The following is an 18,138-nucleotide window of genomic DNA, read 5'->3' on the forward strand; positions in this document are numbered from 1 at the left end:
CTAGGATGGCACGTCAGGCCGCGCCCGCCAATCGCGCGGCTTCTTCCAGGTCCACGCTCACCAGGCGGCTGACGCCCGGCTCGCGCATGGTCACGCCCGAGAGCTGGTGCGCCGCCTCCATCGTCGCCTTGTTGTGGCTGACGAACAGGAACTGCACCTTCTCGCTCATTTCCTTGACCATGTTGGCCAGGCGACCGACGTTGGCTTCGTCCAGCGGTGCGTCCACCTCGTCCAGCAGGCAGAACGGCGCCGGATTCAGCTGGAAGATGGCAAACACCAGCGCCACGGCGGTCATCGCCTTCTCGCCGCCGGACAGCAGCGAGATGCTGGACACGCGCTTGCCCGGCGGGCGCGCCATGATGGTCACGCCGGTATCGAGCAGGTCTTCACCGGTCAGCTCCAGGTAAGCATGGCCGCCACCGAACAGGCGCGGGTACAGCGCCTGCACGCCGGCGTTGACGCGGTCGAAGGTGTCCTTGAAGCGGCCGCGGGTCTCGCGATCGATCTTGCGGATCGCGTCTTCCAGGGTTTCCAGCGCGGTGGTCAGGTCCGCGTGCTGCGAATCCAGGTAATCCGAACGCTGCGAAGCCTCGCCGTACTCGTGGATGGCCGCAAGGTTGACCGGCTCCAGCCGGCGCATGCGTGCGTCGATCTGATGCACGGCCTGCTCCCAGTCGCCCAGGCGCGCATCCTCGGGGAGTGCGTTGAGCACATCCTGCAGCACGAAGCCGGCCTTTTCCACCGCCGCCTGCAGGGTGTCGGCGCTGAGCACCAGTGCCTGCTGGTCCAGCTTGCGCTGCGAAATCCGCTCGCGCTGGGCCAGCGCCTGTTCGTCGCGCTGGTGGCGGGTCTGCTCGTAGTTGCGCAGCTCGGCGTCGATGCCGTCCAGCAGCGTCCGCGCCTCGGTCAGCACGCGGTCGGCGCGCACGCGCTCTTCCAGCGCGTTCTGGTGTTCGGCCTGCAGCGCTTCGACCGGCGAGTCACCTTCGTCCAGCTGCGAGTGCAGCTCGCCCAGTCGCGAATCCAACTGCCCACGCTGGGTGCCCATGCGCTCCAGCGCCTGGCTCAACGAGGCCAGCTGCGCGCGCTGTGATTCCAGGGTCAGTGCCAGCGCATGCGAGCGCTCGCGCACCGCACGGGCGGCATCGCGGGCCAGGTCGCGGGCCTCGGTCAGCTGGCGGCGCTCGCCCTCCAGCCGCTGCCGGGTCGACTCCAGGTCACCCATGCTGCTGACCGCGTTCTCCAGCCGCGAGCGCGCTTCGCGCGCCTGCTCGTTGTTGGCTTCAATCGTTTCCTGCAGCTGCTTCAGCTCGCCTTCGATGCGGTCGATGCGCGTGCGTGCAGCCTCCACCTTGCCCTGCTGGCCCTGCAACTGGCCGGCCAGTTCGGACACCGCGCGATGGGCCTGGTACAGCGCGCGCTGCGCGTCCTCGCGCTGCTGTTCGGCCGCCTGCAGCTGCTCGCGGAAACCGGCCAGCTGGTCTTCCAGTTCGGCCTCGCGGTCCTGCAGCTGTTCGATCTGCTCGCGCAGTTCCTGGATCTCACGTTCGCGCAGCAGCGCGCCCTGCTCGGCGGCACCGGAGCGCGACACGCGCAGCCAGCCCCGGCCCAGGCGCTCGCCGCTCTGGGTGATGATCGAATCGCCTTCGGGCAGGCTGGCCTGCAGCGCCTTCGCCTCGGACAGGTCGCGGGCCGCATGCAGGTGTGCCAGCAGCCGACGGATCGCCACCGGGCCACGCACGCGTGCGGCCAGCGAGGTGGGTGCAACCTTCAGTTCGGCATCGTCGTTGGCGACCAGCGCGAGGTGACCGTCGCCCAGCTCGCCAAGCGCGTCGACCAGGCTGGCCGGGTCATCGACCAGCACGCCTTCGATCAACTGGCCGAGCGCGCTCTCCACCGCGTTTTCCCAGCCGGCATCCACGTCCAGGCGCTCGCCGACGCGCGCCGCCGAATCCAGCCCGCGCGCCTTCAGCCAGGCGACGGCCGCGCCCTGCTCCTGGCCCAGCGCGGCCTGCTGCAGGGTTTCCAGCGAGGCCAAGCGGCCGCGCAGGCCGTTGGCCTGCTTGCGCAGTTCGGCCAGTTCGTTCTGGCCATTGCGCTGCTGTTCCTGCACGGCCGCCACGCCCTGCTTGCGCAGCTCGACGTCTTCGCTCAGTTCATCCAGCGCGGCCTTCTGCGTGTCGTGCTGCAGGTGCAGCTGCTCGAAGGCTTTCTCCAGCGCGTCCACGTCCAGCCCGGCGCGCTCGGCGGCCAGGGCTTCACGACGCCGGTCGGCATCGAGGATCTGCTTGTCCAGGTAGTCTACGCGCGTGCGCTCGACATCGCCGGCGCGCGAGGCTTCCGAACTCTGCGAGGTGTGCTGTTCCCAGCGCTGCTGCCAGCTGGCCAGCCGTTCTTCGGCCTCGCGCAGGCTTTCCTGCTTGATCTCGTTCTCTTCCTGCAGGGCTTCCAGCTGCGGGGTGGCGGCCTCCACCGCCTCGCGCAGCACGCTCAGCCTGGCCTCGTCGCCGCTGATGTGCTGGCCCAGTTCGGCCAGCGCCTGCTGCGTTTCATCGCGCGCCTTGTGCAGGCGCTGCGACAGCTCGCGCTGGTGCTGGATCTGCTGTTCCAGGCGCGCCAGCGTACTGCCGACCTGGTAGACCGCCGCCTGCGCGGTATTGAGCGCGTCGGCAGCCTCTTCGCGCCGCGCGCGCGAGGTTTCGATGCGGGCTTCGGCATCACGCTGGTCGGCAATCAGCTGCTGCAGCCGCGTTTCTTCCTGCGACAACCCTTCGCGCAGCTTGGACAGGCGTCCGTCGAGGCCGCGGAATTCCAGCGCCTTCCACTCGGCGTCCTTGACCCGGCGCTCTTCCTGCAGGGCCTGGTACTGCTCGGCCTGCTTGGCCTGGCGCTTGAGGTGCTCCAGCTGCTTGCTGATCTCGTCGCGCAGGTCGCCCAGCCGGTCCAGGTTCTCGCGGGTGTGGCGGATGCGGGTCTCGGTTTCCTTGCGGCGCTCCTTGTACTTGGAGATGCCGGCTGCCTCTTCCAGGTACACACGCAGGTCTTCCGGGCGCGCCTCGATGATCTGGCTGATCATGCCCTGCTCGATGATCGAGTAGCTGCGCGGGCCCAGGCCGGTGCCGAGGAACAGGTCGGTGATGTCGCGGCGGCGGCACTTGGTGCCGTTGAGGTAGTAGTTGCCGGTACCGTCGCGGCTGACCGTGCGCTTGACCGAGATTTCGTTGAACGAGGCGTACTCGCCGGAGATCGTGTGGTCGGAGTTGTCGAAGATCAGCTCGACCGTGGCCTGCGACACCGGCTTGCGGGCATTGGAACCGGAAAAGATCACGTCGGTCAGCGAGTCGCCGCGCAGGCGGCTGGCCGAGCTCTCGCCCATGACCCAGCGCACGGCGTCGATGATGTTCGACTTGCCGCAGCCATTGGGCCCCACCACGCCGGTCATGTTGCTCGGCAGGTGAAGGGTGGTCGGATCGACGAACGACTTGAAGCCGGACAGCTTGATCGTGGAAAGACGCATAGGGGTTCCGGACTGGGGCCGGCAAGCGGCCTGCGTTTACCCTCCAAGTCATTGATCCTGCTGGGATCGATGCCCGTGGATCGGGTGTGACGCCCTGAGTATACCGATGTGGCCGTGTTCTACGAATGGGCGTGGAACATTGTCCAGCCCCACCCCGCCGGCCGGACGTGGCCCGACGCCACGAAACGGAGCCATAAAACAAAACGGGCACCCTTGCGGGCGCCCGTTCTGCGGTGATGCCAGGCCTTGCGGCGTGGGATCAGGCTTCGGCGACGACGACGACCTTGACGGTGGTCTCGACGTCGGCGTGCAGGTGGATCAGCACGTCGTACTCGCCGATGTTGCGGAAGGCGCCTTCGCCCAGGATGACTTCGCTCTTGCTGACCGGCAGGCCGGCAGCGGTGAAGGCATCGGCGATTTCGCGGGCGCCGACCGAGCCGTACAGCTTGCCTTCGGTCGAAGCGTTGGCCGGGATGGTCACGCTCGCGCCGTCCAGCTTGGCCTTGCGGGCGTCAGCTTCGGCGTGGATGGCCTGGGCCTTGGCTTCGTATTCGGCGCGCTTGGCTTCGAACTCGGCCTTGTTGCTCTCGGTGGCCGGCACGGCCTTGCCCTGCGGCACGAGGAAGTTACGGCCGTAGCCCGGCTTCACGTCGACCAGGTCGCCCAGGTTGCCGAGGTTGGTGACTTTCTGCAGGAGGATCAGCTGCATGGTATTGCTCCAGATAAGTTATTCGTTAGCGAGGCGATGCCCCGCAACAAAGGCTGTCCGAATAGCTGGCACAGCGGGGGCGGCACCGGGCCGCCCCGCCGGGCATCAGACGTCGTGGTTGTCGGTGTACGGGATCAGGGCCAGGAAGCGAGCGCGCTTGACGGCGGTCGCCAGCTGACGCTGGTACTTCGACTTGGTACCGGTGACGCGGCTCGGCACGATCTTGCCGTTCTCGGTCAGGTACTGGCGCAGGGTGTTGAGATCCTTGTAGTCGATCTCCTTCACACCTTCAGCCGTGAACTTGCAGAACTTGCGGCGACGGAAGAACTTGGACATGGGAAGGCTCCTTAGGCGGCGGAAGCGGCGTCGTCGCCGGCTTCGTTGTCAGCGGTGGTGGTGGACTCGCCTTCTTCGTCGTCACGACGACGGCGCTCACCGCGCTCCGGCTTGTCACCCTTCTCGTCCTTGCTCTTCATGATCAGCGACTGCTCGGTGTCAGCCTCGTCACGCTTGATGACCAGGTTGCGCAGCACGGCGTCGTTGAAGCGGAAGCTTTCGGTCAGTTCGTTCAGAACGGCCTGGTCGGCTTCGATGTTCATCAGCACGTAGTGGGCCTTCACCAGGTTCTGGATCGGGTACGCCAGCTGGCGGCGGCCCCAGTCTTCCAGACGGTGGATGGTGCCGTTGCCGTTCTCGACCAGCGACTTGTAGCGCTCGATCATGGCCGGGACCTGCTCGCTCTGGTCCGGGTGGACCATGAACACGATTTCGTAATGACGACTCATGTTTTTTCTACCTTTCGGATGTGGCCTTGCGGCCGGACAGCCCCCCGCCGTTGAGACCGCGGTGGGGCAAGGGTTCCCGCCAGGGAGGCAGGAAGCCGCGCATTATGGCGCAGATGGGGTTGCCGGGCAACCGGTGGGCCACCTGGCGCCCTGAACCGGGGGCGGGCGCCAGCAGAACGATCAGGTCCCGCCGGGCCCTCAGGCCTTGTCGGCGTCGGTGGTGAAGCTCTCGCCGCAGCCACACTCGGCGGTGGCGTTCGGGTTGCTGAACGTGAAGGTCTCGCTCAGGCCGTGCTTGCCGAAGTCGATCACCGTGCCGTCCACCAGCGCCAGGCTCTTGGCGTCGACGTAGATCTTCACGCCGTCCTGCTCGAACACGGTATCGCCCTCGCGCTCATCGCGGGCCAGGTCGGTCACGTGGCCCCAGCCGGAACAGCCGGTCTTGGTCACGCCGAAACGCAGGCCCAGCGCGCCGGGGGTCTGGGCGACGAAGCGCTGCACGCGCTCGAAGGCAATGGGGGTCAGGCTGACGGCCATGGGGGCTACTCCAGAGATACAGGGACATTATAAGGAGCCGTTGCCGCGAAAAATGCCTCGCAAGCGGAACGCTGCAACCGGTAAACTCCCGTGTTCACAGATCGAGTCGATCAGCAGAGGATTCAAGTCATGACGGTGGTCAGCGTTGAACATGCGCTTGCCGGGAAGATCCCGGAAGGCGGCGAAGTCACGGTACGCGGATGGGTGCGCACGGTGCGCGGTTCAGCGAATCTGGCCTTCGTGAATGTGAGCGACGGCTCCTGCTTCGCCCCGATCCAGGTGGTGGCCAACGACAGCCTGGGCAACTTCGACGAGATCAAGCGCCTGACCAGCGGCTGCTCGGTCATCGCCACCGGCACCCTGGTGAAGTCGCAGGGCAAAGGCCAGTCGTTCGAGATCCAGGCCAGCACGCTGGAGGTGGTCGGCTGGGTCGAGGACCCGCTGACCTACCCGATCCAGCCCAAGCCGATGTCGCCGGAATTCCTGCGCGAAGTGGCCCACCTGCGCCCGCGCACCAACCTGTTCGGGGCGGTCACCCGCATCCGCAACTGCCTGGCCCAGGCCGTGCACCGCTTCTTCCACGAGAACGGCTTCAACTGGATCAGCACCCCGATCATCACCACCTCCGACGCCGAAGGCGCCGGCCAGATGTTCCGCGTGTCCACCCTGGACATGGTGAACCTGCCGCGTGACGAGAAGGGCGCGATCGATTTCAGCCGCGACTTCTTCGGCAAGGAAACCTTCCTGACCGTGTCCGGCCAGCTCAACGTCGAGGGCTACTGCCTGGCGCTGAGCAAGGTCTATACCTTCGGCCCGACCTTCCGCGCCGAGAACAGCCACACCACCCGCCACCTGGCGGAGTTCTGGATGATCGAGCCGGAAATCGCCTTCGCCGACCTGGCCGAAGACGCGCGCCTGGCCGAAGAGTTCCTGAAGTACCTGTTCCGCGCGGTGCTGAACGAACGCAGCGACGACCTGGCCTTCATCGCCGAGCGCGTGGACAAGAACGCGATCACCAAGCTGGAAGACTTCATCAATGCGCCGTTCGAGCGCATCGACTACACCGATGCGGTCAGCCTGCTGCAGAAGTCCGGCAGGAAGTTCGACTTCCCGGTCGAATGGGGCCTGGACCTGCAGACCGAGCACGAGCGCTGGCTGACCGAGGAACATGTCGGGCGCCCGGTGGTGGTGACCAACTACCCGGAGCACATCAAGGCCTTCTACATGCGCCTGAACGACGACGGCAAGACTGTCGCCGCGATGGACGTGCTGGCCCCGGGCATCGGCGAGATCATCGGCGGCAGCCAGCGCGAAGAGCGCCTGGACGTGCTGGACGCGCGCATGGCCCAGTTCGGCCTGGACCGCGAGCACTACAGCTGGTACCGCGATTTCCGCCGCTACGGTTCGGTGCCGCACGCGGGCTTCGGCCTGGGCTTTGAGCGCCTGGTGGTGTACGTCTGCGGCCTGTCCAACATCCGCGATGCGATCCCCTACCCGCGCGCCCCGGGCAGCGCGGACTTCTAAGCCCCACACGACCACGGAGGTGCTGCCCCCATGACCCTGTTCTTCGCCCTCTGTTTCGTCGGCGTTGCAGTGGCCGGGTTCAGTGCCTTCGTGATCTTCTGGCCGCTGACCCTGGTGCACGTGCGCGACCGCCATCCGGCGCTCGCCGAGCGCTTTGGCAGCGGCGCCTTCCTCAAGCCCGATGCCCTGGCCTGGCTGCTGCGCCGTGATTATCGCCAGCAACCGGACCGCTCGCTGTCCGGGCTGGCGACGCCGGCCTGGGTATCGCTGCTGACCCTGCTGGCCGGACTGGGCATGGCCGCCCTGCTCTGGCTGGCCTCGCTCTGGTAACGCATCCATGAATGACATCTCCGTCTCGCGCGACAGCTGGTGGCTGGCCAGCCTCGGCAACACCTTGATCTGGGCGCGCCTGCGCGTGCGCCCGGCCGGCACCGCCGAAGTGCTCGACAGCGATGGCAATACGCTGAGTTATGACAGCGAAGACACCGCGCGTTCGCAGCTGTTCGACGCCGAATTCGTCGAGTACGACGGCCTGGACGAGGAAGACGCGCTGGTGCGCGGCTTCAGCCTGCACGAAGTGCAGCCGCCGCAGGCCGACAGCGACGAAGGCCTGCGTGGCCGCATGATCCAGTCGCTCGGCGGGCGCGCCTGACCCTGGCATGTTCACCCCGCGCGCCTTCGCCGAGACCGACCTGCTCTGGCTGGACCGCCTGCTGGCACGCGACCCGTTCGTCACCGTGCTCACGACCGGCGGCGATGGCCTGCCAGAGCTGACCCGGATGCCGGTGCTGTACCGGCGTGACGGCGATCGCATCGAACTGTGCGGGCATTGGGCCCGCGCCAACCCGCAGTCGCGCCACCGCGGCACCGCCAAGGTGCTGGTCGATGGACCGCACGGCTATGTTTCGGCCAGCTGGTACCCGGACAAGGAGCCTGCTGCGCGGGTGCCGACCTGGAACTATGCGGCTGCCGAGCTGCGCGGCCAGCTGCACACGTTCGACGATGCCGGTGCGCTGGCTGAACTGGTCGGCGCGATCAGCGACCGTTTCGAAGCCAGCGTCGGCCAGGCCTGGCGGTTCGATGCCGCGCGCGCCGAACACGGCCCGGAGCTGCGCGCCATCGTCGGCTTCCGCTTCCAGGTTGAACACGTACAGCTGAAGCTGAAACTCAGCCAGAACCATCCCGACGCCAACCAGCAGGCCGTGATCACCGCACTGGACGCGCTCGCCACCCCGTCCTCCCATGAGCTGGCGCAGTGGATGCGCTGGCACCGTGAACAGTCCGCCTCCAGCGGCTGATCACCTCAGCTTCCCGCGACAGCGCGACCAGAACGGCCGCGCCTTGCCCCCACCCGACGCCAGGGATACCGCACATGAAAGACATCCACCGCCTGCTGCAGAACAACCGCGACTGGGCCGACCGCATCGCCAAGGAGGACCCTGAGTTCTTCCAGCACCTGTCCAAGCAGCAGCATCCGGAATACCTGTGGATCGGCTGCTCCGACTCGCGGGTGCCGGCCAACCAGATCATCGGCATGGCGCCGGGTGAAGTCTTCGTGCATCGCAACGTCGCCAACGTGGTGGCACACAGCGACCTGAACTGCCTGAGCGTGGTGCAGTACGCGGTGGACCAGCTGAAGGTGAAGCACATCCTGATCGTTGGCCACTACGGTTGCGGCGGCGTGCACGCCTGCCTGCACAATACCCGCGTCGGCCTGGCCGACAACTGGCTGCGTCATGTCGGCGACGTGGTGCAGAAGCACCAGGGCATCCTCGACGCGATCGAGGATGACGAGCTGAAGCACGCGCGCCTGTGCGAACTGAACGTGATCGAGCAGGTCGCCAACCTGTGCCGTTCAACCATCGTGGAGGACGCCTGGGCCCGCGGCCAGAAGCTGATGGTGCACGGCTGGGTCTACAGCCTGAAGAACGGCCGGGTCAGCGAGATGGGCATCGACGTCGGTGCACCGGAAGAGTTGAAACCGGCCTATGAAAAGGCGCTGTCCTTCGTGCCCCGCCAGGGCCGGCGCGACTGAACCCCCACGGACCACGACCATGCTCGCTTCGCCGATCAACCTGCACGCCTGGATCGAAGAGAACCGCCACCTGCTGAAGCCGCCGGTGGGCAACAAGATGATCGACAACGGCGATTTCATCGTGATGGTGGTCGGTGGGCCGAATTCGCGCACCGACTACCACTACGATGAAGGCCCGGAGTGGTTCTACCAGCTCGAAGGCGAGATGGTGCTGAAGGTGCAGGAGGACGGCGCGGTGCGCGACATCCCGATCCGCGCCGGCGAGATCTTCCTGCTGCCGGCCCGGGTGCCGCACTCACCGCGGCGCCCGCCCGGCGGCATCGGCCTGGTGGTCGAGCGCAAGCGCCTGCCGCACGAGAAGGACGGCGTGATCTGGCACTGCGAACGCTGCAACCACAAGCTGCACGAAGAGTTCTTCGCGCTGCAGAACATCGAGACCGACCTGCCCAAGGTGTTTGCGCGCTATCACGCCAGCCTGGAGCTGCGCACCTGCCGCCAGTGCGGGCACGTGGATCCGCTGCCGGCGCCAGCGGCGGACTGAGCCAGCGAACGCTAGTTGCCAGCCTTGGTGGGCGCTTTCTTGTACGTGCGCCAACCAAGGTTGGCGACTACCGGATCACGCGGCGCTGGTGCCGGGTCGGCTGCTACCGGGCCATGCCCCAGGCGCTACACTGGCGGTCCCGTTGCAGCCTGTTGCCCGACCATGTCCGACCTGCTCAGCCGCACCCATGCCATTGCCCTGGACGCCGCCGATCCACTGCGCCCGCTGCGCAGTGAATTCCTGATTCCGCGCCATGGCGGCGGAGAGCAGACCTACTTCGTCGGCAATTCGCTGGGCCTGCAGCCGCGCGGCGCGCAGGCGGCGGTGCAGGAGGTGATGAAGCAGTGGGGCGAGCTGGCCGTGGAAGGCCACTTCACCGGGCCGACGCAGTGGTTGTCGTACCACCGCCTGGTCAGCGCGCAGCTGGCCCGCGTGGTCGGCGCGCTGCCCAGCGAAGTGGTGGCGATGAACACGCTCAGCGTGAACCTGCACCTGATGATGGTCAGCTTCTACCGGCCGAGCACGCAGCGCCCGGTGATCCTGATGGAAGCCGGCGCATTCCCCACCGACCGCCACGCGGTGGAAGCACAGATCCGCTTCCATGGCTTCGACCCGGCAGAGTGCCTGGTGGAAGTGCAACCGGACGAAGCCAACGGCACGATCTCGCTGAACGCGATCGAACGTGCCATCGCCGAGCACGGCCCGCGCCTGGCGCTGGTGCTGTGGCCCGGTGTGCAGTACCGCACCGGCCAGGCCTTCGACCTCGATGCGATCACCCGCGCCGCCCGCCTGCAGGGCGCGCGCATCGGCTTCGACCTGGCGCATTCGGTGGGCAACCTGCCGCTGCGCCTGCATGACGTGGCCCCGGATTTTGCCGTGTGGTGCCACTACAAGTACCTCAACAGTGGCCCGGGGGCGGTGGCCGGGGCGTTCGTGCACGAGCGCCACCATCGCGACACCACCCTGCCGCGCTTTGCCGGCTGGTGGGGGCATGAGGAAGCCACCCGCTTCCAGATGGCGCCGCAGTTCACCCCGGCGATCGGTGCCGAAGGCTGGCAGTTGAGCAATCCGCCGATCCTCGGCCTGGCGCCCCTGCGGGCCTCGCTGGACCTGTTCGAGCGCGCGGGCATGGACGCACTGCGCAGCAAGTCGCTGGCACTGACCGGCATGCTCGAAGCACTGGTGCGCGCGCGCCTGCCCCAGGTGCTGGACATCGTCACCCCGGCCGACCCGCAGCGCCGCGGCTGCCAGTTGTCGCTGCGCGTGATCGGCGGCCGCGAACGGGGGCGTGCGCTGTTCGAACACCTGCGCGGCATCGGCGTACTGGGCGACTGGCGCGAACCCGACGTGATCCGCATCTCGCCCACCCCGCTCTACAACCGCTACCTGGACGTGCACCACTTCGTCGAGGAAGTGGAAGCCTGGGCAGGCCTTTGAGTCGGCCCCTTTCCTGCTGCTGGACAGTTCGTTGATCGCACACGCTTCCCGCTCGTTGAGCATTATCGGTGCCGGCCTCGCCGGGTCCCTGCTGGCCATCCTGCTGTCACGGCAGGGCTGGCGCATCACCCTGTACGAACGCCGCGGTGATCCGCGCGTGGCCGACTACGAGAGCGGCCGCTCGATCAACCTGGCGTTGGCCGAGCGCGGGCGCAATGCACTGCGCCAGGCCGGCGTGGAAGACGAAGTGATGGCCCGCGCGGTGATGATGCGCGGCCGCATGGTGCACCCGCGCGACGGCGCGCCGCAGCTGCAACGCTACGGCCGCGACGACAGCGAGGTGATCTGGTCGATCCACCGCCGTGACCTGAACACCACGCTGCTGGAGCTGGCCGAACGGGCCGGCGCCACCGTGCACTTCCACCGCCGCCTGCACACCGTTGATTTCGATGCTGGCCATGCGCGCTTCATCGATGATCGCGACGACAGCCCGCACGACATCCACTTCGATACCCTGATCGGTGCCGACGGCGCAGGGTCGGCGCTGCGCGCGGCGATGAACCGGCGCGCGCCGCTGGGCGAGGATATCGCCTTCCTCGACCACTCCTACAAGGAGCTGGAGATCCCGCCGGCCGCCGACGGTGGCTTCCGCATCGAGCGCAACGCACTGCATATCTGGCCCCGTGGCCACTACATGTGCATCGCCCTGCCCAACCACGAAGGCACCTTCACCGTCACCCTGTTCCTGCCCAACCAGGGCGATCCCAGCTTCGCGACGGTCAATACCGGTGCGCAGGCCGAGGCGTTGTTCGCGCGCGAATTCGCCGATGCGCTGCCGCTGATCCCCAACCTGCGCGCCGACTGGGAGCAACACCCGCCGGGCCTGCTTGGCACGCTCACCCTGGAGCGCTGGCACCAGCAGGGGCGCGCCGTGCTGATCGGCGATGCCGCCCACGCGATGGTGCCGTTCCACGGCCAGGGCATGAACTGCGCGTTCGAGGACTGCGTCGCACTGGCCCGCCACCTGATGGACGCGGATGACCTGCAAGGTGCGTTCGCCGCGTTCGAAGCCGAGCGCAAGCCGAATGCACGTGCCATCCAGCAGATGGCGCTGGAAAACTACCTGGAGATGCGCGACCGCGTCGCCGATCCCGCATTCCTGCTGCAGCGCGAACTGGAGCAGGAACTGCAGCGGCGCTGGCCGACCCGCTTCGTGCCGCACTACACGATGGTCACCTTCCTGCACACGCCGTACGCCGAGGCGCTGCGCCGCACCGAACTGCAACGCGACATGCTGGTGGCCGCCACCACCGGCCATGATTCACTGGACAACATCGACTGGGCCGCGCTGGAAGCGCAGATCCACGCGCAGCTGCCGGTCCTGGAGGGCGCGCACTGATGGCCGACAGCTTCCTGTTCTACGACCTGGAAACCTTCGGCCAGGACCCGCGGCGCACGCGCATCTCGCAGTACGCCGCCATCCGCACCGACGCCGATCTCAACGAGATCGACACGCCGGTCAGCTTCTTCGTGCGGCCGGCCGATGACCTGCTGCCCTCGCCGATGGCCACCCTGGTCACCGGCATCACCCCGCAACAGGCGCTGGCCGAGGGCATCAGCGAGGCCGAGGCCTTCGACCGCATCAACGAACAGCTGTCGCGCCCCGGCACCTGCGCACTGGGTTACAACACGCTGCGGTTCGACGATGAGTTCGTCCGCTACGGCCTGTTCCGCAATTTCCATGATCCGTACGAACGCGAGTGGCGCAACGGCAATTCGCGCTGGGATCTGCTGGACATGCTGCGCCTGATGCGGGCGATGCGGCCCGAGGGCATCCAGTGGCCGCTGCGCGAGGACGGCGCGACGTCGTTCAAGCTCGAACACCTGGCCGAAGCCAACAATGTGCGCGAAGGCGATGCGCACGAGGCGCTGTCGGACGTGCGCGCGACCATCGGCATGGCGCGGCTGTTCAAGCAGTCGCAGCCACGGCTGTGGGACTACGCACTGAAGCTGCGCGACAAGCGCTTCGTCGGCGGCCTGCTGGACGTGGCCGCGATGAAGCCGGTGCTGCATGTTTCCATGCGCTATCCCGCCAGCCGCCTGTGCGCGGCGCCGGTGCTGCCGCTGGCCGTGCACCCGACCATCAACAACCGGGTGATCGTGTTCGACCTGGACGGTGACATCGACGATCTGCTGGCACTGCCGGCCGAGGTGATCGCGCAGCGCCTGTACCTGCGCGCCAGCGAGCTGCCCGAGGGCGTGGCACGGGTGCCGCTGAAGGAGGTGCATCTGAACAAGGTGCCGGCGCTGATCGCCTGGAACCACCTGCGCGCCGATGACCACGCGCGCCTCGGCCTGGACGTGGCCGCGATCGAGGCCAAGGTGGAACGGCTGCGCGCGTTTGCGCCGCAACTGGCCGAGAAGGCCCGCCAGGTCTACAACCAGCCCCGCACCGCCACCGTAGCCGACGTCGATGCCTCGCTGTACGACGGTTTCCTCGGCAACGGCGACAAGCCGCTGCTTGCCCTCGCCCGCACCACCGCGCCGGAGCAGCTGGCCGCGCTGGAGGGCCGCTTCCGCGACCCGCGCCTGCCGGAACTGCTGTTCCGCTACCGCGCGCGCAACCATCCCGGCAGCCTCGCGCCGGCTGAACGCCAGCGCTGGCAGGATTACCGCCGCCAGCGCCTGCTCGGCGACGGCGGGCTGGGCGAACTCAACCTGCCCCAGTACCGGCAGCAGCTCGATGCATTGGCCGCCGAAGCGCCCGACGATGCGCGGCGCCAGGCCCTGCTGCAATCGCTGCGCGAATGGGGCCAGCACCTGCAGGAGACACTGTGAGCACCTACTTCTCGGACGCCAGTTTCAGGTTCCTGCGCAGCCTGGCGCGGCACAACGACAAGGCCTGGTTCAACGACCACCGCCAGCAGTATGAAGACCACGTACGGCAGCCGTTCCTGCGCCTGCTGGGCGACCTGCAACCGGCCCTGGCCGAGGTCAGCGAACACTTCCGTGCCGATACCCGCGGCGTCGGCGGCTCGCTGTTCCGCATCCATCGCGACGCGCGCTTCTCCAACGACAAGTCGCCGTACAAGACCTGGCAGGGGGCACGCCTGTTCCATGAGCGCCGCCGCGAGGTGGCCGCGCCGTCGTTCTACGTGCACCTGCAGCCGGGCGAGAGCTTCGTCGGTGCCGGCCTGTGGCATCCAGAGCCGGAAACGCAGCGCCGCGTGCGCCACTTCATCCTCGACAACCCGGGCAGCTGGAAGGCCGCCGCGCATGCCCCGGCCCTGCGCAAGCGCTTCGATTTCGAGGAGAGCGAGAAGCTGGTGCGTCCGCCGCGTGGTTTCCCCGCCGACTTCGAGTTCATCGACGACCTCAAGCACCGCAACTGGGTGATGTGGCGCTCGCTGGACGACGCCACCATGACCGGCCCGCGCCTGCTGTCCACGCTGGGCAAGGACCTGGCCGCGCTCGGTCCGTTCGTCGACTACCTGTGCGCCGCGCTGGATCTGGAGTTCTGATGTCGCAGGATCTTCCGCTGGCCCGCCAGCGGCGCGTGCTCGGCCGCACCGGCCTGGCCGTTTCACCGATCGGCCTGGGCTGCTCCGGCTTCTGGGGCCATCGCCGCTTCCCGGAGCATGAGGCGGCCGCCGTGGTCGAACATGCGCTCGCCCACGGCGTGAATCTGCTCGATACGGGTCACAACTATTCCGGCTTCCATGCCGAGCCGCGCCTGGGCCGCATCCTGCGCCCGTTGCTGAAGCAGTACCCGCGCGACGCGCTGGTGATCTCCAGCAAGGGCGGCACGCTGACCGGCCAGGCCGGCATCAGCGGTGCCGAGCAGCGCAACTTCTCGCCCGCGGCCATCACCGCCAGCTGCGAGGCGTCGCTGCGCAACCTCGGCCTGGATCACCTGGACATCTACCAGCTGCATGGCGCCAGCGAGCATGACATCAACGACGATCTGCTGGCCGCGCTGCAGCGCCTGCGCGAGCGCGGCTTGATCCGGCACACCGGCATCAACACGCATTCGGCCTCGACCCTGCGCTGGATGATCGCCCATCCCGGCGCCTTCGATGTGGTGCTGCTGGACTACAACGCCCTGCAGCAGGACCGCGAACCGCTGATCGACCAGTTGCAGGCGGTGGGCATCGGCGTACTGGCCGGGACCGTGCTGGCGCAGGGCCACCTGCTGCCCGCACGCCCGCGGCTGCCACGGCTGGCCGATGGCTGGTACCTGGCGCGCGCCTGGCTGAAGCCCAGCAGCCGCCAGCTGATGCGCAGTGCCCGCCAGATGCGCCGGGCAGTGGCCGCGATCCGCAGCCAGCGTCCGGCGCAGACCGCCTTCGCCTATGCATTGGGGCATTCCGGCGTGGCCAGCGGCATCCTCGGCACCACCCGCATCCGCAGCCTGGACGAGGTGCTGGCAACACGCGTGGAAGCGCTGGGCCCGACCGAGCGCCGACAGCTGGTGGAGGCCTTCGGCGACGGACAGGGTTCGCCCAGTCAGTAAGTCTTCACCCGGTACTGCCGCGGTTGCGGCAGTCTGGTCGCCATGAAGAAACTCTCCGCGCTTGTGGTGCTGCTGGTCCTGGCCTTGGCGGCCTGGTGGTTCGGCGGCCCGTACCTGACGGTCAACGGCCTGTCCAAGGCCATCGAGCAGCGCGACACCGCGCGCCTGGAACGTTACGTCGACTTCTCGCGCGTGCGCAGCAGCCTGCGCGCGCAGCTCAATGACTACCTGGTGCGCCAGGCCGGCCCCGAGGTGGCGGCCAGCCCGTTCGGCGCCCTGCTCTACGGCCTGGGTGATCAGCTCGGTGGCGCTGCGGTGGACACCCTGGTGACCCCGACCGGGATCGGCGCGATGCTGCAGGGCCACGTGTTGTGGAAGCGCGGCCGCAATGAGCTGCAGGGCGGCGATGCGTTCGGCCCGACCGAGCCGGCACAGCCCCTGAAGCAGGCCGAACACCATTTCGAGTCATTCGACCGCTTCGTGATCGATGTCGATCGCGGCCCCGGCCAGCCGCCGTTGAAGGTGGTGCTGGAGCCGCAGGGCCTGCGCTGGAAGGTGGTGGACCTGCAGCTGGGGCTGTCCGCCAGCCCCTGACCGGACCCGTGGACTGACGGCAATGCCGACCAGGGTCGGCAACGACAGCCCCTAGCCCTCGTTGGCGACGCCGTGCGGCACGTGGCCGGCGGCCACATGCTCGCGGGCGCTGTCGATGTTGTGCTGCGAATCATCGAAGAAGATGTCGGCACCGAACGCCTGCAGGAACGGCCCCTTGTGGCGGCCGCCGAGGAACAGCGCTTCGTCCAGTCGCACGCCCCACTCGCGCAGCGTGCGGATCACCCGTTCATGCGCCGGCGCAGAACGCGCGGTCACCAGCGCGGTGCGGATCGGCGCGCTCTCGCCAGCCGGGAACACTTCCTGCAGCGTATGCAGGGCCGACAGGAAGCCCCGGAACGGGCCCCCGCTGAGCGGTTCGCGGGCCCGTTCGCGCTCATGCCGGCCGAACGCTTCAACGCCCTGCTCGCGCGAAATGCGCTCACTCTCGTCGCCGAAGATCACCGCATCACCGTCGAAGGCGATGCGCAGCTGCCCGGCCGGGCGACCGATGTCGATCTGGTCGGCTGCTGCGGCCGCGGTCTCGCCCGGTGGCTTGGGCAGGATGGTTGCCGCTGCGATGCCATGGCGCAGCGCGCTGCGCACCGATTCCGGGTTGGCCGACAGGAACAGATCGGTGCCGAACGGCTTCACGTAGGGCCAGGTCGGCTCGCCGGCGGTGAAGGTCGCGCGGATGATGCCCAGGCCGTAGTGCTGGATCGAGTTGAAGATGCGCAGGCCGGTGTCGGCCGAGTTGCGCGACAGCAGGATCACCTCGACCCGGGGATTCTCCGGGCTGGCGCCCTGGTTCAGCGCCAGCAGCTTGCGCACCACCGGGAAGGCCACGCCGGGGCCGAGGATGTCGTCCTCGTGCTGGCGCTGGAACTCGGCGTAGGCCGCCACGCCATCGCTCTCGAACAGCGCGTGGCTTTCTTCGAGGTCGAACAGCGCGCGCGAGGTCACCGCGACGGTCAGCAAACGGGGGGAGTTGTCGCCCATCGGTGGGGGTCCTTCAAGCGGTCGGCACGGCCGGCCGCCTATTGTCCTCAAAAAACGAACTGTTCGCTCAGGATCCGGTCTTCCAGGTTGTGCTCCGGGTCGAACAGCAGGGTCACGCGGCGGTCCCTGGACTCGCGGATGGTCACCTCCACCACGTCGCGGGTCTCGTGCGAATCAGCGGTGACACTGACCGGACGCTTGTAGGGATCGAGCACGCGGAAGCGCACCTCGGTATCCGCCTTCAGGATCGCCCCGCGCCAACGCCGCGGGCGATAGGGCGCCAACGGCGTCAGGGCGATGGTATGCGAGCCCAGTGGCAGTACCGGGCCATGCGCGGAGTAGTTGTACGCGGTGCTGCCGGCCGGGGTGGCCACCAGCACGCCATCGCCGATCAGTTCGGCGACGCGCTCCTGGCCATTGAGGTCGATACCGATATGCGCGGCCTGGCGCGTCTGGCGCAGCAGCGAGACATCGTTGTAGGCCAGTGAACCGGTGCTGGTGCCCGATTCGGTCAGCGCCACCATTTCCAGCGGGCGCAGGTTGGCCGGTTCGGCGCGCGCAATGCGGGCCTGCACGTCGTCGTCGCCACGGTACTGGTTCATCAGGAAGCCGACGGTACCCAGCTTCATGCCGAACACCGGCTTGCCGAGGTGCCCGTGCCGATGCAGGGTCTGCAGCATGAAGCCGTCGCCGCCCAGCGGGCACAGCACGTCGGCCTGCTCCGGCGTGTGATCGCCATAACGCGAAATCATCGCCGCGCGGGCCATCTGCGCAGGTTCGGTGGTGCTGGCCAGGAAAGCGATGCGGGGGGTGTCGCTCATCGGTGGATCCGGGTGGGGTGTGCCAGCAAGAGCATACCCGGTAGTGCCGGCCGCTGGCCGGCAACAGCAGCCGGTTGCGGTTCATGCGGTTGCCGGCCAGCGGCCGGCACTACCCGGCAATGCAGAACG

The 18,138-nt window shown here is 67.8% G+C and carries 19 protein-coding genes; 12 read left to right on the forward strand and 7 right to left on the reverse strand.

Features of this window, described 5'->3' with window-relative positions:
• Positions 1-13: 13 nt before the first annotated feature.
• The 5 genes from smc to AC5P9I_RS00450 form a co-directional block, all read right to left on the reverse strand.
• Positions 14-3,517, reverse strand: a complete 3,504-nt coding sequence (gene smc / locus AC5P9I_RS00430; protein ID WP_049465845.1) for a chromosome segregation protein SMC — start codon at positions 3,515-3,517, stop codon at positions 14-16.
• Positions 3,518-3,776: 259 nt separating this feature from the next.
• Positions 3,777-4,226, reverse strand: coding sequence for a 50S ribosomal protein L9 (gene rplI / locus AC5P9I_RS00435; protein WP_043398478.1), 450 nt, complete (start codon positions 4,224-4,226; stop codon positions 3,777-3,779).
• Between the two features lie 105 nt (positions 4,227-4,331).
• Positions 4,332-4,562 (reverse strand): 30S ribosomal protein S18, encoded by a 231-nt coding sequence (gene rpsR / locus AC5P9I_RS00440; protein ID WP_002804494.1) that lies wholly within the window; start codon positions 4,560-4,562, stop codon positions 4,332-4,334.
• Positions 4,563-4,573: 11 nt separating this feature from the next.
• Complete coding sequence (gene rpsF, locus AC5P9I_RS00445) at positions 4,574-5,011, reverse strand: 30S ribosomal protein S6 (protein ID WP_006452997.1); 438 nt, start codon at positions 5,009-5,011, stop codon at positions 4,574-4,576.
• Positions 5,012-5,209: 198 nt separating this feature from the next.
• Complete coding sequence (locus AC5P9I_RS00450) at positions 5,210-5,548, reverse strand: HesB/IscA family protein (RefSeq protein ID WP_049428383.1); 339 nt, start codon at positions 5,546-5,548, stop codon at positions 5,210-5,212.
• 129 nt (positions 5,549-5,677) lie between these two features.
• Here AC5P9I_RS00450 and asnS point away from each other — a divergent pair, with 129 nt between their 5' ends.
• The 12 genes from asnS to AC5P9I_RS00510 all read left to right on the forward strand — a co-directional run bounded on the left by asnS (position 5,678) and on the right by AC5P9I_RS00510 (position 16,192).
• On the forward strand, positions 5,678-7,072 hold the full coding sequence (gene asnS / locus AC5P9I_RS00455) for an asparagine--tRNA ligase (RefSeq protein ID WP_049465844.1): 1,395 nt from the start codon (positions 5,678-5,680) through the stop codon (positions 7,070-7,072).
• A 30-nt stretch (positions 7,073-7,102) separates the two neighbouring features.
• Positions 7,103-7,402 (forward strand): hypothetical protein, encoded by a 300-nt coding sequence (locus AC5P9I_RS00460; protein WP_005417403.1) that lies wholly within the window; start codon positions 7,103-7,105, stop codon positions 7,400-7,402.
• A 7-nt stretch (positions 7,403-7,409) separates the two neighbouring features.
• Positions 7,410-7,724, forward strand: coding sequence for a hypothetical protein (locus tag AC5P9I_RS00465; protein WP_049465843.1), 315 nt, complete (start codon positions 7,410-7,412; stop codon positions 7,722-7,724).
• Positions 7,725-7,731: 7 nt separating this feature from the next.
• A complete protein-coding gene (locus tag AC5P9I_RS00470) occupies positions 7,732-8,370 on the forward strand; it encodes an FMN-binding negative transcriptional regulator (protein WP_049465841.1) in 639 nt (212 codons plus the stop codon).
• A gap of 74 nt (positions 8,371-8,444) precedes the next feature.
• Positions 8,445-9,107, forward strand: coding sequence for a carbonate dehydratase (gene can, locus AC5P9I_RS00475; protein WP_049465839.1), 663 nt, complete (start codon positions 8,445-8,447; stop codon positions 9,105-9,107).
• A 19-nt stretch (positions 9,108-9,126) separates the two neighbouring features.
• On the forward strand, positions 9,127-9,648 hold the full coding sequence (locus AC5P9I_RS00480; protein ID WP_049465838.1) for a 3-hydroxyanthranilate 3,4-dioxygenase: 522 nt from the start codon (positions 9,127-9,129) through the stop codon (positions 9,646-9,648).
• A gap of 162 nt (positions 9,649-9,810) precedes the next feature.
• Complete coding sequence (kynU, locus tag AC5P9I_RS00485) at positions 9,811-11,085, forward strand: kynureninase (RefSeq protein WP_049465834.1); 1,275 nt, start codon at positions 9,811-9,813, stop codon at positions 11,083-11,085.
• Positions 11,086-11,116: 31 nt separating this feature from the next.
• Positions 11,117-12,484 carry an FAD-dependent oxidoreductase gene (locus AC5P9I_RS00490; protein ID WP_049465833.1) on the forward strand — a complete coding sequence of 456 codons (1,368 nt, stop codon included), beginning with the start codon at positions 11,117-11,119 and terminating at the stop codon, positions 12,482-12,484.
• Positions 12,484-13,923, forward strand: a complete 1,440-nt coding sequence (sbcB, locus tag AC5P9I_RS00495) for an exodeoxyribonuclease I (RefSeq protein ID WP_049465831.1) — start codon at positions 12,484-12,486, stop codon at positions 13,921-13,923. The genes AC5P9I_RS00490 and sbcB overlap by 1 nt, the downstream gene beginning before the upstream one ends.
• A complete protein-coding gene (locus AC5P9I_RS00500) occupies positions 13,920-14,606 on the forward strand; it encodes a DUF2461 domain-containing protein (RefSeq protein ID WP_049408575.1) in 687 nt (228 codons plus the stop codon). Before sbcB ends, AC5P9I_RS00500 begins: the two co-directional genes overlap by 4 nt.
• Positions 14,606-15,598, forward strand: a complete 993-nt coding sequence (locus tag AC5P9I_RS00505; RefSeq protein ID WP_049465829.1) for an aldo/keto reductase — start codon at positions 14,606-14,608, stop codon at positions 15,596-15,598. The genes AC5P9I_RS00500 and AC5P9I_RS00505 overlap by 1 nt, the downstream gene beginning before the upstream one ends.
• 42 nt (positions 15,599-15,640) lie before the next feature.
• Positions 15,641-16,192 carry a DUF2939 domain-containing protein gene (locus tag AC5P9I_RS00510; protein WP_235644261.1) on the forward strand — a complete coding sequence of 184 codons (552 nt, stop codon included), beginning with the start codon at positions 15,641-15,643 and terminating at the stop codon, positions 16,190-16,192.
• Positions 16,193-16,243: 51 nt separating this feature from the next.
• Here the strand turns inward: AC5P9I_RS00510 and AC5P9I_RS00515 are convergent, their stop codons facing one another.
• Together AC5P9I_RS00515 and AC5P9I_RS00520 are read right to left on the reverse strand one after the other, a co-directional pair.
• On the reverse strand, positions 16,244-17,188 hold the full coding sequence (locus AC5P9I_RS00515) for a 5'-nucleotidase (RefSeq protein ID WP_019660382.1): 945 nt from the start codon (positions 17,186-17,188) through the stop codon (positions 16,244-16,246).
• Between the two features lie 47 nt (positions 17,189-17,235).
• Positions 17,236-18,009: an NAD kinase gene (locus AC5P9I_RS00520; protein ID WP_049465824.1), complete on the reverse strand. Its 774-nt coding sequence runs from the start codon at positions 18,007-18,009 to the stop codon at positions 17,236-17,238.
• Positions 18,010-18,138: the final 129 nt, after the last annotated feature.

The sequence above is a fragment of the Stenotrophomonas sp. YJH_SMC_29 genome, assembly GCF_059371235.1.

What these genes read in the sequence shown, in the direction of transcription:
- kynU (WP_049465834.1), top strand. Translation starts at nt 9,811, where the DNA reads ATGTCCGACCTGCTCAGCCGCACCCATGCCATTGCCCTGGACGCCGCC.
- can (WP_049465839.1), top strand. Translation starts at nt 8,445, where the DNA reads ATGAAAGACATCCACCGCCTGCTGCAGAACAACCGCGACTGGGCCGAC.
- rpsF (WP_006452997.1), bottom strand. Translation starts at nt 5,011, where the DNA reads ATGAGTCGTCATTACGAAATCGTGTTCATGGTCCACCCGGACCAGAGC.
- AC5P9I_RS00510 (WP_235644261.1), top strand. Translation starts at nt 15,641, where the DNA reads ATGAAGAAACTCTCCGCGCTTGTGGTGCTGCTGGTCCTGGCCTTGGCG.
- rplI (WP_043398478.1), bottom strand. Translation starts at nt 4,226, where the DNA reads ATGCAGCTGATCCTCCTGCAGAAAGTCACCAACCTCGGCAACCTGGGC.
- AC5P9I_RS00520 (WP_049465824.1), bottom strand. Translation starts at nt 18,009, where the DNA reads ATGAGCGACACCCCCCGCATCGCTTTCCTGGCCAGCACCACCGAACCT.
- AC5P9I_RS00450 (WP_049428383.1), bottom strand. Translation starts at nt 5,548, where the DNA reads ATGGCCGTCAGCCTGACCCCCATTGCCTTCGAGCGCGTGCAGCGCTTC.
- AC5P9I_RS00480 (WP_049465838.1), top strand. Translation starts at nt 9,127, where the DNA reads ATGCTCGCTTCGCCGATCAACCTGCACGCCTGGATCGAAGAGAACCGC.
- sbcB (WP_049465831.1), top strand. Translation starts at nt 12,484, where the DNA reads ATGGCCGACAGCTTCCTGTTCTACGACCTGGAAACCTTCGGCCAGGAC.
- AC5P9I_RS00460 (WP_005417403.1), top strand. Translation starts at nt 7,103, where the DNA reads ATGACCCTGTTCTTCGCCCTCTGTTTCGTCGGCGTTGCAGTGGCCGGG.
- rpsR (WP_002804494.1), bottom strand. Translation starts at nt 4,562, where the DNA reads ATGTCCAAGTTCTTCCGTCGCCGCAAGTTCTGCAAGTTCACGGCTGAA.
- smc (WP_049465845.1), bottom strand. Translation starts at nt 3,517, where the DNA reads ATGCGTCTTTCCACGATCAAGCTGTCCGGCTTCAAGTCGTTCGTCGAT.
- AC5P9I_RS00465 (WP_049465843.1), top strand. Translation starts at nt 7,410, where the DNA reads ATGAATGACATCTCCGTCTCGCGCGACAGCTGGTGGCTGGCCAGCCTC.
- AC5P9I_RS00515 (WP_019660382.1), bottom strand. Translation starts at nt 17,188, where the DNA reads ATGGGCGACAACTCCCCCCGTTTGCTGACCGTCGCGGTGACCTCGCGC.
- AC5P9I_RS00505 (WP_049465829.1), top strand. Translation starts at nt 14,606, where the DNA reads ATGTCGCAGGATCTTCCGCTGGCCCGCCAGCGGCGCGTGCTCGGCCGC.
- asnS (WP_049465844.1), top strand. Translation starts at nt 5,678, where the DNA reads ATGACGGTGGTCAGCGTTGAACATGCGCTTGCCGGGAAGATCCCGGAA.
- AC5P9I_RS00470 (WP_049465841.1), top strand. Translation starts at nt 7,732, where the DNA reads ATGTTCACCCCGCGCGCCTTCGCCGAGACCGACCTGCTCTGGCTGGAC.